This window comes from Pseudonocardia sp. T1-2H (assembly GCF_038039215.1).
In the GTDB taxonomy this organism is placed as follows: Bacteria; Actinomycetota; Actinomycetes; order Mycobacteriales; family Pseudonocardiaceae; genus Pseudonocardia.
Genome location: NZ_JBBPCL010000001.1, coordinates 4,063,680 through 4,076,596 on the forward strand (window position 1 = coordinate 4,063,680; position 12,917 = coordinate 4,076,596).

13 protein-coding genes and 2 pseudogenes are annotated in these 12,917 nt (G+C 73.8%); 7 read left to right on the forward strand and 8 right to left on the reverse strand.

Features of this window, described 5'->3' with window-relative positions; translation table 11 throughout:
- Positions 1-135 precede the first annotated feature (135 nt).
- From WBK50_RS19930 to pcaB, 4 genes and pseudogenes are all read right to left on the reverse strand, one after another.
- Positions 136-1,435 (reverse strand): annotated as a pseudogene (locus tag WBK50_RS19930) (NtaA/DmoA family FMN-dependent monooxygenase).
- Positions 1,432-2,583 (reverse strand): LLM class flavin-dependent oxidoreductase, encoded by a 1,152-nt coding sequence (locus WBK50_RS19935; RefSeq protein ID WP_341337051.1) that lies wholly within the window; start codon positions 2,581-2,583, stop codon positions 1,432-1,434. The pseudogene WBK50_RS19930 and the gene WBK50_RS19935 overlap by 4 nt, the downstream one beginning before the upstream one ends.
- Positions 2,580-3,038: a nuclear transport factor 2 family protein gene (locus WBK50_RS19940; protein ID WP_341337052.1), complete on the reverse strand. Its 459-nt coding sequence runs from the start codon at positions 3,036-3,038 to the stop codon at positions 2,580-2,582. The genes WBK50_RS19935 and WBK50_RS19940 overlap by 4 nt, the downstream gene beginning before the upstream one ends.
- Positions 3,035-4,165 (reverse strand): 3-carboxy-cis,cis-muconate cycloisomerase, encoded by a 1,131-nt coding sequence (gene pcaB / locus WBK50_RS19945; RefSeq protein WP_341337053.1) that lies wholly within the window; start codon positions 4,163-4,165, stop codon positions 3,035-3,037. Before pcaB ends, WBK50_RS19940 begins: the two co-directional genes overlap by 4 nt.
- Positions 4,166-4,217: 52 nt before the next feature.
- On the opposite strand from pcaB, the gene WBK50_RS19950 reads away from it, so the two are divergent.
- The 3 genes from WBK50_RS19950 to WBK50_RS19960 all read left to right on the forward strand — a co-directional run bounded on the left by WBK50_RS19950 (position 4,218) and on the right by WBK50_RS19960 (position 6,345).
- Positions 4,218-4,856 (forward strand): HAD hydrolase-like protein, encoded by a 639-nt coding sequence (locus WBK50_RS19950; RefSeq protein ID WP_341337054.1) that lies wholly within the window; start codon positions 4,218-4,220, stop codon positions 4,854-4,856.
- 107 nt (positions 4,857-4,963) lie between these two features.
- Entirely contained in the window at positions 4,964-5,722 is a 759-nt protein-coding gene (locus WBK50_RS19955) for a CoA transferase subunit A (RefSeq protein ID WP_341337055.1), read from the forward strand.
- On the forward strand, positions 5,719-6,345 hold the full coding sequence (locus WBK50_RS19960; protein WP_341337056.1) for a 3-oxoacid CoA-transferase subunit B: 627 nt from the start codon (positions 5,719-5,721) through the stop codon (positions 6,343-6,345). The genes WBK50_RS19955 and WBK50_RS19960 overlap by 4 nt, the downstream gene beginning before the upstream one ends.
- Before the next feature lie 80 nt (positions 6,346-6,425).
- Here the strand turns inward: WBK50_RS19960 and WBK50_RS19965 are convergent, their stop codons facing one another.
- The 3 genes and pseudogenes from WBK50_RS19965 to WBK50_RS19970 all read right to left on the reverse strand — a co-directional run.
- Positions 6,426-7,631 carry a cytochrome P450 family protein gene (locus WBK50_RS19965; RefSeq protein WP_341339457.1) on the reverse strand — a complete coding sequence of 402 codons (1,206 nt, stop codon included), beginning with the start codon at positions 7,629-7,631 and terminating at the stop codon, positions 6,426-6,428.
- Positions 7,632-7,653: 22 nt separating this feature from the next.
- Positions 7,654-7,944 carry an FAD-dependent oxidoreductase gene (locus WBK50_RS35215; protein ID WP_445942375.1) on the reverse strand — a complete coding sequence of 97 codons (291 nt, stop codon included), beginning with the start codon at positions 7,942-7,944 and terminating at the stop codon, positions 7,654-7,656.
- A 53-nt stretch (positions 7,945-7,997) separates the two neighbouring features.
- Positions 7,998-8,774 (reverse strand): annotated as a pseudogene (locus WBK50_RS19970) (NAD(P)/FAD-dependent oxidoreductase); the annotation flags it as partial.
- A 247-nt stretch (positions 8,775-9,021) separates the two neighbouring features.
- Here WBK50_RS19970 and WBK50_RS19975 point away from each other — a divergent pair.
- The 3 genes from WBK50_RS19975 to WBK50_RS19985 all read left to right on the forward strand — a co-directional run bounded on the left by WBK50_RS19975 (position 9,022) and on the right by WBK50_RS19985 (position 10,889).
- Entirely contained in the window at positions 9,022-9,213 is a 192-nt protein-coding gene (locus tag WBK50_RS19975) for a hypothetical protein (RefSeq protein ID WP_341337057.1), read from the forward strand.
- A gap of 75 nt (positions 9,214-9,288) precedes the next feature.
- Positions 9,289-10,002 (forward strand): 4'-phosphopantetheinyl transferase family protein, encoded by a 714-nt coding sequence (locus tag WBK50_RS19980; RefSeq protein WP_341337058.1) that lies wholly within the window; start codon positions 9,289-9,291, stop codon positions 10,000-10,002.
- Positions 9,999-10,889: an alpha/beta fold hydrolase gene (locus WBK50_RS19985; protein ID WP_341337059.1), complete on the forward strand. Its 891-nt coding sequence runs from the start codon at positions 9,999-10,001 to the stop codon at positions 10,887-10,889. The genes WBK50_RS19980 and WBK50_RS19985 overlap by 4 nt, the downstream gene beginning before the upstream one ends.
- Before the next feature lie 67 nt (positions 10,890-10,956).
- On the opposite strand, the gene nhaA is transcribed toward WBK50_RS19985, so the two are convergent.
- Positions 10,957-12,291, reverse strand: coding sequence for a Na+/H+ antiporter NhaA (gene nhaA, locus WBK50_RS19990; RefSeq protein WP_341337060.1), 1,335 nt, complete (start codon positions 12,289-12,291; stop codon positions 10,957-10,959).
- Between the two features lie 125 nt (positions 12,292-12,416).
- On the opposite strand from nhaA, the gene WBK50_RS19995 reads away from it, so the two are divergent.
- Positions 12,417-12,890, forward strand: a complete 474-nt coding sequence (locus WBK50_RS19995) for a DsbA family protein (RefSeq protein WP_341337061.1) — start codon at positions 12,417-12,419, stop codon at positions 12,888-12,890.
- Positions 12,891-12,917: the final 27 nt, after the last annotated feature.

The window sequence follows — 12,917 nt, forward strand, 5'->3', positions numbered from 1 at the left end:
TGATCGCCCCGCCGGACGAATTCGGTCGTGTCCGGCTGGAACCGGCCCGCCGTGGTGATCATGGCGAGGCGATCCGACGCGGACGTCGCGCTCCACTCCGCGACTCGGTGAACCAGGAACGCCGACTCGCGGGGATCAGGTGGGATACGGGAGGGCGAGGTGGTCCCGCAGGGTGGGGCCCGAGTACTCGGTGCGATAGCTGCCCCGGTCCTGGAGCTCCGGGATCACGGTGTCCACGAACACGTCCAGGCCCGTCGGGACGAGGTGCGGGATCAGGATGAAGCCGTCGCTCGCGTCCGCCTGGACCGCCTCGTCGATCTGCTCCGCGACCTGCTTCGGCGTCCCGACGAACGAGTGCCGCGCCGTCGTCTCGACGATGAGCTTCTCGGATCGAGAGGTTCTTGGACTCGGCAAGCCCCCGCCACTCCCGCGCGAGCTTCGCCGTGTCCCGCTCGTGCCGCACCCGGCCGCGGGTGATGTTCACGTTCTCCGGGTCCGGGTCGACGTCCGGGAGCGGGCCGTCCGGGTCGTAGGCCGAGAGGTCCCGGCCCCAGACCTGCTCGAGAAACGCGATCGCCGTCTGTGGGGAGACCTGCTCGTGCCGGATCCGCTCGGCGTTCTCCGCCGCGTCCGCCGGGGTGTCCCCCAGGACGAACGTCGCGGCGGGCAGGATCGTCAGGTCCGTGTCGACGCGGCCGTACCGCGGCAGCCGGTCCTTCATGTTCCGGTAGAACTCCCGGCCGGCCTCGATCGTGCTGTGCCGGGAGAAGATCGCGTCCGCGGTGGCGGCGCCGAACTCGCGGCCCTGCTCCGAGTCCCCGGACTGGATCAGCACCGGATGCCCCTGCGGGCTGCGCGGCACGGAGAACCGGCCGCGGAAGGAGAACTGGCTGCTCGCGTACTCGACGACCGGCGCCTCGCTCCCGACCTCCGCGCCACGGCTGAGCCACAACGCCTTCGCGGCCTCGAGCATCTCCCCCGCCCGCTCGTAGCGCTGCTCCGGCTTCAGGAACCCGCCGCGCCGGAAGTTCTCCCCGGTGAACGCGTCCGAGCTGGTCACGAGGTTCCACGCCGAGCGGCCGCCGGAGAGGTGGTCCAGCGAGGCGAACTGGCGGGCGAGCTCGTAGGGCTCGTTGAACGTCGTGTTGATCGTCCCGGCGAGCCCGACCCGCTCGGTGACGGCGGCGAGCGCGTTGAGCACGGTGAGCGTGTCCGGCCGCCCGACGACGTCGAGGTCGTGGATCCTCCCGCGGTGCTCACGGAGCCGGAGGCCCTCGGCGAGGAAGACGAAGTCGAACAGGCCGCGTTCGGCGGCCTGCGCGAAGTGCACGAACGAGGCGAAGTCCGTCTGGCTGCCGGACTCCGGGTCGCTCCAGACGGTGGTGTTGTTGACGCCCGGGAAGTGGGCGGCGAGATGGACCTGCTTGCGGCTCATGCCCGCACCTCCGGGGCGTGGCGGTTGGCGGGCCGGCGCAGCCCGAACCGTTCCCGCAGTGTGCCGGAGCTCGGCGTCCCGGGCCGCGCGCCCGCCCCGACCAGCAGCGGGACCACCCCGTCGACGATCGCGTCCAGGCCGCTCGGCAGGGCCAGCGGCACGAAGGTCACGCCGTCCGCGGCGTGCGCCCGCACGACCTCCCCGACCAGCGCGGCCAGCCCCTCGGGGGTCCCGACGTGCCGGATCCCCTCCGGACCGGGACCCGGCGTGAGCGCCTCCAGCCGGGCGAGCTCGTCCCGGGCTCCGGCGTCCGTCTCCCCGAGCAGGACCTCGACGTCCAGCAACACGCTGATCCCCGACGGGTCCCGGCCCGCCTCGGCGGCCGCGGCCTGGACGTCGAGCCGGGCGGTGGCGGCCTGCGCGATGCCCGGCGCCGAGATCCGCACGACGTCCGCGTGCCGCGCCGCGACGACCAGGGCCTCCGGATCGTCCGCCCGCACGACGACCAGCGGCTGGCCCTGCGGCGAGCGCGGGGTGATCGACGGGCCCTTCACCGAGAAGAACTCGCCCTCGAAATCCACGTAGTGCAGCTTGTCCCGGTCCACGTACCGGCCGGTGACCGCGTCACGGATCACCGCGTCGTCCTCCCACGAGTCCCACAGCAGCCGGACGGCCTCGATCACCTCGGCCGCCTCGAGCCACAGCTCGGACACGGGCGCGGCGCTCCGGCGGCCGAACAGATCGGCCTCCTCGGGTGTCCGGGAGACGGCGACCTCCCAGCCTGCGCGACCGGACGACACGAGGTCCAGCGTCGCGATCGCCTTCTGCACGTGGAAGGGCTCGGTGTGGGTGACCGTGACGGCCGGGACCAGCCCGATCCCCGGGACGACCGGGGCGACCCGCGCGGCGATCGCCACCGCGTCGAGGGAGTCCCCCAGCTCGTCCGGATCTCCCGAGGGCGGGACGAACGAGTCCCTGAACGCGACCAGGTCCAGCCCACCCCGGGCCGCCGTCTCGACGAGCCGGACGTGGTGCTCTGCGTCGACCAACCCCGGCACGTCCGCGTCGGGCAGCCGCCACGCCCCGGGATGACGGCCCGCACCGCCGATCTCCACCGCGAGGTGCAGGGGTGTCCCGGGGCTGCTCATAGGTGTCCGTTCGTGGGATGCAGGGCGCTCCGTTCGGATCCGGGGACCGAGTACCCCCGGTCGGCGTAGGGGAAGCCGTCGAGCTCGGTCGTCCCCGGACGTTGCTGATAGTAGGAGCGGATCTCGTGGATCAGCCCGTCGGCGACGGTGAACCACTCGGCGCCGCGGGTCGCGACCCGCTCCGTGGATCCTTCCGGACGCCAGAACATCGTCCACTCGATCACGGCCTCGGCCGGGCCGGTGAGCGCGTGGTCGACCACCCAGCGGGCGTCGATCATGGATTGGACCTTCCGCCAGTACCGGGCCAGGTGCTCGCCCCCGCGGACCGGCGCCGAGCCGACGTTCGGTGCCAGGAACCAGTGCACGACCTCCGGATGCAACGTGGAGACCATCAGCTCGACGTCCCCGGTGCTGCAGCCGTCGTAGTACCGGGTGATCAGGTCCAGCTCGTTCACCGCGCCCCCAGGACCCGGTCCACCAGCTCGCCCGCGTGGTGCGGGGCCTCCGCCGGCGAGGTCAGCGCCAGGTTCCGCGCCATCGCGTCGGGGTGGACGGCCAGTCCCTCCAAGCAGACCCGCAGGCGCGAGGCCGCGCCACCGGTGGCGCGCAGCAGGTCCGTGAGCGTCTGCCACTCCGCGTGCCACGGCCCGGCGGCCCGCTGGTGCTCGTGGTCCATCGCGGCCAGCAGCGTCGCCACCAGCCCCGGCGCCCGCCGCGCGGACGCCCGTGCCGTCACCGCCGCGATCGGGTTCCGCTTGTGCGGCATGGACGACGAGTCCCCCGGCGCCGCCTCGGAGACCTCCCCCAGCTCGGTTCCGGCCAGCAGTACGACGTCCGTCGCGGGCTTGGCGCACGCCCCCGCCGCGACGCCGAGCGCCCCGGCCAGCTCCCCGACCCGGGTGCGTTCGGTGTGCCACGGGACGCCCTGCCGGGCCAGGCCGAGCGCGTCCGCCAGGGAGTCCGCGACGGCCGGTCCGTGGGGGTGCAGCGCCGCGAGCGTGCCGGCGGCCCCGCCGAACTGCACCGGCAGCCCCTCGACGACCGCGCGCAGCCGCGCCCGGGCCCGGTCCAGCCCGGCGCACCACCCGGCCGCGACCAGGCCGAACGTGCTCGGCAACGCCTGCTGGCCCAGCGTGCGCGCGATCATCGGGGTGTCCCGGTGCGCGGCGGCGAGCCGGGCGGCGGCGTCCGCGGCGGCCCGGAGGTCCTCCAGCACGACCTCCGACGCCCGGCGGACGAGCAGCACCAGCGCGCTGTCCATGACGTCCTGGCTGGTGGCGCCCGGGTGCACGGCCTTCGCCACGTCCCCTCCGGCGGCGGACCGCAGGAGCCGGGCCAGCGGGATCACCGGGTTCCCGCCCTCGACCGCGGCCGCGCCCAGCTCGTCGACGTCGATCTTCAGGTCCCCGGCCGCCGCGGCGATCACCTCGGCGTGCGCGAGCGGGACCGCTCCGTGCTCTGCGGCGGCGCGGGACAGCGCGATCTCGACGTCGAGCAGCGCCCGGACCCAGGCCGCGTCGTCGAGGGTCCGGTCGACCCGGTCCGCACCGAAGAGCGGCCCGAAGAGGGTGGTGCTGGTCATGGAAGGACCGTACGACACCGGTCCGACAGTCCGGTTCGGGGAGAATGCGCCCGTGACAAGAACTGTGTTCCTCGACCTCGACGGCACCCTCGTCGACTCCGCCCCCGGCATCCTCGGCACCCTCGAGGAGTCCTTCGACGAGCTCGGCCTCACCTGGCCCGGCGACGCGATCGGCACGAAGCTCCTGGGCCCGCCCCTCTACGAGTCCCTCCCGCCGATCGTCGGCGAGGAGGCGGCCGCGCGGGTCCTGTCCGTCTACCGGCAGCGCTACCGCGAGCACGGCCTCCTGAAGTCCACGCCCTACCCCGGCATCGAGGAACTGCTCCGCGCGCTGGTCGCCGCGGGGACGCGCCTGGCGCTGGCCACCAGCAAGGCCGAGCCGTCCGCCCGCGCCATCCTCGAGAACCAGGGCTGGACCGAGCTCTTCGAGACGATCACCGGGGACACGGTCGACGCGCAGCGCCCCTCCAAGGCCGCGGTGGTCGGCGAGGCCGTGCGCCGGCTCGGCGGGGCGTCGCCGGACGCGGTGATGGTGGGCGACCGGCTGCACGACGTCGTCGGATCCCGCGCGCACGGGCTCCCCTGCCTCGGCGCGGGCTGGGGTTACGGCGAGCCGGGTGAGCTGATCGGCGCAGGCGCGGCGGCGGTTTGCGACACTCCGGGAGACCTGCGGGCCGCCCTGCTCGGGTGACGGGGGACGTCGCTCACACGGCGTCCGGTCTGGCTCACGATTCGTTGTCCCTGGCTGACCGCCCCCGTAGCCTCTGTTCGAATTCAGCCCCGGAGTGTGGAGCGGCGATGATGGACAAGGTTGTGGCGTCGGCCGCCGAGGCCGTCGCGGACATCGGCGACGGGAAGTCGCTCGCCGTCGGCGGGTTCGGCATGGTGGGCGTGCCCACGGTACTGATCGACGCGTTGATCGCGCAGGGCGCGACGGATCTCGAGACGATCAGCAACAACCTGGGCGTCGACGGGTTCGGCCTCGGCAAGCTGCTCGAGGCGGGCCGGATCCGCCGGACGATCGGCTCCTACGTGGGCAACAACAAGGAGTTCGCGCGGCAGTACTTCGCCGGCGAGATCGAGCTGGAGCTGGCGCCGCAGGGCACCCTGGCCGAGCGGCTGCGCGCCGGCGGCGCAGGCATCCCGGCCTTCTACACCCCGGCCGGTGTCGGCACGCTGATCGCGGACGGCGGGCTCCCGTGGCGTTACGGCCCCGGCGGCGAGGTCCTCGTCGAGTCCCCGGCGAAGGAGGTCCGCGAGTTCAACGGCGTGCAGTACGTCCTCGAGGCCGCGCTGACCCCGGACTACGCGCTGGTCCACGCCTGGAAGGGCGACCGGCACGGCAACCTCGTCTACCGCAGCAGCGCGCGGAACTTCAACCCCGCCTGCGCCGCCGCCGGGCGGATCACCATCGCCCAGGTCGAGCACCTGGTCGAGCCGGGCGAGATCGACCCGGACTCCGTGCACACCCCCGGCATCCACGTCCAGCGCGTCGTGCACGTCCCGGACGTCGAGAAGCCCGTCGAGTTCCGGACCGTGAAGGAGAACAAGGCGTGAGTCTGACCAGAGACCAGCTCGCCAAGCGGGTCGCGGACGAGCTGCCCGACGGTTCCTACGTCAACCTCGGCATCGGCATGCCGACCCTGGTCCCCGGGCACATCCCGGCGGACCGCACGGTCGTCCTGCACTCCGAGAACGGCATCCTCGGCGTCGGACCCTACCCGGACGCCGACAAGGTCGACCCGGACCTGATCAACGCCGGCAAGGAGACCGTCACGGTCCTCCCCGGCTCCAGCTACTTCGACTCCTCGGACAGCTTCGGCATGATCCGCGGCGCCCACCTGGACGTCGCCGTGCTGGGCGCGATGGAGGTCAGCGCCACCGGCGACCTGGCGAACTGGGCCATTCCCGGCAAGATGATCAAGGGGATGGGCGGCGCGATGGACCTCGTGCACGGCGCCCGCAAGGTGATCGTGATGATGGACCACGTGTCCAAGGACGGCACCCCCAAGATCGTCGAGAAGTGCTCGCTGCCGATCACGGGACTCGGTTGCGTCACCCGGATCATCACCGACCTCGCGGTCATCGACGTGACGGAGGACGGCCTCAAGCTCGTCGAGACCGCCCCGGGCGTCACCGAGGACGAGGTCCGCGAGAAGACGGGCGCGCCGCTCGCGTAGCTGCACCCCGACCTGCAGGAACGGCACTCTCGCTCGGGCCTACCGCGCGAGAGTGCCGTTCGTGCATTCGGTGGCGGCGCTCAGCCGCGGGGGCCCAGGGTCACGGGGAGCTGCGTCAGCCCCCGCACCAGGATGCTCGTGCGGTGGGTCAGCTCCGCCGGCTCCACCGCCAGGGCCAGCTCCGGGCGGTCCGCGAGCAGGGCGCCGATCGCGACCTCGCCCTCCGTGCGCGCGAGCTGCGCGCCCAGGCAGTGGTGCAGGCCGTAGCCGAACGCGACGTGCCCGCCGGCGTCCCGCGTGACGTCGAGCGTGTCCGGCTCCGGGTACCTCTCCCCGTCCCGGTTCGCCGCGGACAGCCCGAGCATGACGACCGCGCCCTCGGGGATCGTCACTCCCCCGATCTCGACGTCCTCCGCCGCGAACCGCACCGGCGCCGTCTGCACGGGCGAGTCCCAGCGCAGGAACTCCTCGACCGCGTTGCCGATCAGCTCGGGCTTCGCCCGCAACGTCGCCAGCTGGTCGGGGTGGGTGAGCAGGCCCAGGACGCCGTTGCCGATCAGGTTCACCGTGGTCTCGTGCCCGGCGATGAGCAGCAGCATCGCCATCGCGACGAGCTCCTCCTGCGAGAGCCGGTCCCCGTCGTCCTCCGCCACCTGCGTCAGGGCGCTGAGCAGGGCGTCGTCCGGCTCGGCGCGCTTGCGCCCGATCAGCTCGGCGAGGTAGCCGCCGAGCGTGGCGCTCGCCTCGTGCTTCGCCTCCTGCGGCGACTCGTCGATCATGGTCGAGGACCAGGCGCTGAACTCGTCCCGGTCCGCGCTCGGGACGCCCAGCAGCTCGCAGATGACCTGCACGGGCAGCAGGAAGGCGTAGCGCGCCATGAGGTCGACGGTGCCGACGTCGGGCAGGGCGGCCAGCAGCTCCCGGGCGATCTCCTCGACCCGCGGCTTCAGCTCGGCCATCCGCCGCACGGTGAACGAGCGGCTGACCAGCTTGCGCAGCCGGGTGTGGTCCGGCGGGTCCATCAGCAGCATCATCGGCGTCGGCGCGGCCGGCATGGCGTCACGCTGCTCGGGCGGCAGCGTGTAGCGCCAGTCCTTGCTCAACCTCGCGTCGACGAACGCCGCGCGGACGTCGTCGTACCGGCTGATCAGCCACATCGGGCCGTCCGGCAGGTCGAGCCGGCGCACCGGCTCGTCGGCGCGGAGCTCCGCGTAGGCGGGATGGGGGTCGCTCCAGAACGCCCCGTCGAAGAGGTCACGGCCGGAGGTGGTGGTGGGCGCAGCCATGCCCCTCACTGTAAGCGGCTGCTTACATCTGTGCGCGCACCGGCGCGACCTGATCCGCACCCAGCGCGATGTCCGCGGGCACGGGCGTCCCGGTGACGACCGCGGCGCCCAGCGCGGCCAGCGCCGGTGACGACTCGACGCCCGATCCACCCTGCCCGGCGAAGAAGTGGAACCCGGGATGCTCCGGCCACGGACCGACGACGGGGCTGCGGTCCGGCGCGAAGGTGCGCAGGCCCGCCCAGGCCGTCCGGACCGACCGCAGGCCCAGCCCGGTGACCTCCTCGACGCGTTCGAGGCCCAGGGCGACGTCCAGCTCGTCCGGCTTCGGGTCGCCCGGTGCGAGCGGGGTCTCGTCCCCGGCGAGAGCAGCAGCGTCGTCCCCGCGGGGTCCTCGTTCTTGAAGTAGAAGCGCTCCGCCGGGTCGCTGACCATGGGCAGCGGGCCCGTCGGCCTCGGAACCGGAACGATCGCGATGGTGCGCCGGTAGGCCTGGAAGCCGACCGGCGGCACCCCGGCCAGCCCGGCGACGACGTCCGCCCACGCGCCCGCGGCGTCGACGACGTCGGGCACGGTGAGCTCGTCGCCACCGGCCGTGCGGACCCGCCAGTCCTGGCCGGACCGTTCGATCCCCGCGATCCGGGCGCCGGTACGGACCTCGCCCCCGCGCCGTCTCAACCCCCGGACGAACGCCTGGTGCAGACCCATCACGTTGATGTCGGCACCGTTCTCGGTCAGCGCCCCCGCCCGGGGTTCGCGCAGCACCGGGCAGAGCCGCCGGGCCTGGGCGGACGTGAGCCGGGCCGGGACGTCGGGTTCGCCCGCGCGCTCGGCGAGCATCAGCTCCAGCTCGCGCTCGCCGTCGTCGTCGAACGCGGCCCAGAGCACCGCCCGCGGGCTGAGGAACGGCGGCGCGTCCAGCTCGTCCGCCAGCGCGGTGAAGCGCGGTCCGCTGGCGGTGGTCAGCGCGCGGAAGGCGGCGGTGCCGTGCCCGGGGATCCAGGTCGCCGCGGACCGGGCCGTGGTGTGCGTGGCCAGCGCGGACTCGGCCTCGAGCAGGACGACGGAACGGTGGGCGGCGATCTCGTAGGCGATCGAGGCGCCGGCGATGCCGCCCCCGATCACGACGACGTCGGGAGTGCGCACGGGCCCACGCTAACCGGGCCGGAGATCGTCGCGGTCAATTCGGTGGCGGGGACCGCGGACACCGTCCTACGGTTCCGGCCGTGAAGTTCTTCCTCTGAGACCCCGGGGCCCCGCCCCGCTCGCGGCCGCGCGTTCTGCGCCGCCGCGGTCTCGTCCGACGTCCCGTGTCCGTCCCGGCCGTCGTCGTGGTCATCCGCCCGGCTCGTCGCCGAACGACCCCCCGCGGCCACACACTCGGAGGTACCTCATGCGAACCACCCCAGTCGAATCCCAGGCCGATCAGGCGGCTCCGGCGAACCGCGCCGCCCGACGGGCCGCCGCCAAGGGCAAGGACGTCCCCGGCACCCCGGGGCTCCTTCCCCACCGGCGCACGACCGGACGCAGCAGCACCAAGCCCGCGCACGCCCGCGCGGACTTCGCGGCCCGCCGCAGCGGCTGACCCGGCGCAGGAGGGTCGTTCCCCCGGGAAGCGACCTTCCTGCCGTCCCGGGTCCGGTGTGGAAGGCTGGGCGACGTGTCGGAGTGCGACGTCTGGTGGGCCCGCCCGATCGACCCCGAGGGGGCGGCCGCGCTGGTCTCCCTCCTCGACGATCACGAGTCGGCACGGCTGCGCGCCTTCCGCAAGGAGATCGACCGCGGCCGCTACCTCGCCGCCCACGCCCTCGCCCGGATCGTCCTCGGCGAGCACGTCGGCGCCGATCCGGCGGCGCTCACGCTGGATCGGACCTGCCGCTGCGGCAAGCCGCACGGCAAACCGCGCCTCGCCGGCGGCGGGCCCGAGTTCTCCTTGACGCACTCCGGCGAGCGGGTCGGGGTCGCGGTGTCCGCGGACGGGCCGGTCGGCCTGGACGTCGAGCAGCTTCGGCCGCTCCCGGACCTCGACGGCCTCGCCGGGCACGCCCTCTCCCCCGCCGAGCTCCGCGCGCATCCCCCCGCGGACCCGGCCGCCTTCCTCACCACCTGGACCCGCAAGGAAGCCCTGCTCAAGGCCACCGGCGAGGGGCTCTCCAGCCCGATGTCGTCGATCACCCTGAGCCCCGCGGACGGCCCCGCCGCGGTCCGCGAGTGGACCGGCGGGGACGCGCCGGACGGCCCGCTCTGGCTCGTCGACCTCCTCCCGGACCCGGAGCATCCCGGCGCCCTCGCCGGGTTCGGCGCGGCCGCCCCGCGGATCCGGATGCACGACGGGGACGCGCTCCTCCGCGGCCTGATCGTCGCCGGCCCGTGACCCCTGCCGCGGAACGCGCCGCCTCGGACCAGGCCCGGCTCGTCGCGCGACTGGGCCTGGAGACCGACCCGCTGGAACTCGCCCTCCCGGACCTCGGCGTCGTCCGCGGATTCGCCACCCGCGGCACCGGCACCCCGCTGGTCCTCCTGCACGGCGCCACCCTCTCCGCCGCCTGGTGGCTCCCGCTCCTGCCACATCTGACGGGCCGGACCGTCGTCGCGCTCGACGCCCCCGGTCACGGGCTCTCCGACGGCCTGCCCGACGAGGACTTCTCCCTCCGCGAGGTCCTGGTCACGCTGACGACGGCCGCGGTCCGCGCGACGGGCTCGGAGCGGGCGGTGCTGGTCGGCAACGCGCTGGGCGGCATGGCCGCCGCGTGGACCGCGATCGACGCACCCGCCCTGGTCGAACGGCTGGTGCTCGTCGGAGCACCCGGCGTCGCGTTCTCCGGCGGCCGGGCGGACGCGCTGCTCGGCGCCCTGGCCGTCCCGGCGACCGCGCGGGTGCTGCTCACCAGCCCGACACCACCGGCCTGGTACACCTCCCGCCTGCGCAGGTCCCTCGCCGAACCGGCCCTGGACGACTGGCCGGAGCTCGGCGACCTGGCCTACCACGCCTCGCGGCGGTCGGGGTTCCGGCACACGGTGCCGCGGATGCTCCAGCAGCTGCTGGACTTCCGCACGCCGCGTCCGAACATGGCGCTCACCGCCCCCGAGCTGCACGCCCTGCCGCCCATGACGTACCTGCACGGCCGGGACGAGGCGTTCCTCCCCTACGTCGCGGCCCGGGTCGCGCTCGCGGTGATCCCGGAGGCGGAGGGCAAGCAGGTCGACGGCGGCCATGTCCCCTGGCTCACGGACCCCACCCCGCTCGTCGCGGCGCTCTGACGCCCGTGTCACTCCCAGCCCGCGCCATGGCTCCACGACGCGAATCCCGGGATCCGCGCGGGCGGGATCAGTCGACGGGTCGCCAGGGGCGCGGGGGCAGGACCGGGAGCCCGCTCGGCGAGCACTGGCCGCCCCGCTCCCCCGCCACCCGGAAGACCAGCCAGCCGAGGAGCGCCGCCAGGATCGAGCCGGCGAGGATGCCGATCTTCGCCTCGCTCTGCAGCAGCGGGTCCTTCAGGGCGAGCTCGGTGACGAACAGCGCCACGGTGAAGCCGATCCCGGCGAGCGTCGCACCACCCGCGAGCTGGCCCCACCGCAGCGTGTCCGGCAACCGGCCGATCCGGGCTCGTAGCGCGATCCAGGTTCCCAGCGTCACGCCGATCGGCTTGCCGACCACGAGGCCGACGACGATCCCCCACGTGATCGGCGAGCCGAGCGCCGCCGTCAGCGTCGTCCGGTCGAGCACCACGCCGGCATTGGCCAGCACGAACATCGGGACGATCACATAGCTGCTCCACGGCTGGATCCTCAGCTGCAGCCGCTCGTTCGGCGAGACCGCCTCGGTCACGGCCGCCTGCGCCGCCAGGGCGCGCGTGGGCGTCGGGTCGACCAGGAAGCTCTTGCCCGCCAACAGCGCGCGGCGCATGTCCTGCCGGCGCGGCGCGTAGGCGTTGACCAGCAGACCGAGCGCGACGCCGACGACGCTCGGATGCACCCCGGACGCCAGGACCGCCACCCACATCACGACGCCGATGGCCGCGTAGAACGGCGTCCGCCAGAACCGCACGAAGCGCAGACCGAGCAGCGCGGCGAACAGCACCAGCGCTCCCATGAGCGCGGCCACGTTCACCCGCTCGGTGTAGAAGAACGCGATCGCGAGGACGGCGCCGATGTCGTCGACGATCGCCAGGGCCAGCAGGAACACCCGCAGCTGGTCCGGGCACCGCGGCCCGACGAGGGCGAGCACGCCGAGCAGGACGGCGGTGTCCGTGGAGATCGCGATGCCCCACGCGTTCTGGCCCTCGCCGCCGTAGTTGAACAGCAGGAAGAGCAGCGCGGGCACGCACAGGCCGCCGACCGCTGCCATCGCCGGGGTCGCGACGGCGCGGAAGCCCCGCAGCTCGCCGAGCGTCATCTCCCGGGAGATCTCCAGGCCGACGCTGAAGAAGAACAGCACCATCAGCCCGTCGTTGACCCAGTGCCGCAGGTCGAGCGCGAGCTCGGCGCCACCCAGGGCCATCGCGAGCCGGGTGTGCCAGAACTCCTCGTAGGACGGACCGAGGTTCGCCCACACCAGCGCGAACGCGGCCGCGCTGATCAGGAGCACCGCCGACCCGGATTCGGTGCGCAGGAACTGCCGCGCGGCACGAGACAGCTCCCCGCGCTCCGTTAATGTCGTCACCACGGCCACCGCGACATCGTGCCCCACCGCCGCCGGTCGCCGGGCCCGCCGACCCGACGAGTGCGAGGAGCCCACGATCAGCAGTCAGCTGGACCCGCAGATCGGGCCCTACGACCACCTGCAGGGTGAGGCGGGCGCCGAGCTTCTCCCTCGTCGAGTACGGGGACTTCGAGTGCCCCTACTGCCGCGAGGCCGCACCCGTGATCGAGAAGGTGCGCGAGGAGCTGGGCGACCGGCTGATGTTCGCCTTCCGGCACTTCCCGCTGTTCGAGCTGCATCCGCACTCCCTCGCGGCGGCGTGCGCGGCCGAGGCGGCGTCGGTCTACGGGCGCTTCTGGCCGATGCACGCCCGCCTCTACGCCCCGGGCCCGCCCCGGCTGACCCAGCGGGACCTGCGCGAGCATGCCGAGGCGATCGGGATGGACAACCCGGACAAGGCGATCTGGCCCGCCAGCCAGAACTTCGAGGACCGGGTGGAGGCGGACTTCAACTCGGGCGTGCGCAGCGGCGTGCGCGGGACGCCCACCCTGTTCGTCAACGGCGAGCAGTACCGCGGCCCCGTCTCCGTCGACGCCCTGCTGGACGCGCTCACCTCCTGAACCCGGACTGTCGGTCCCCCGGTGAAG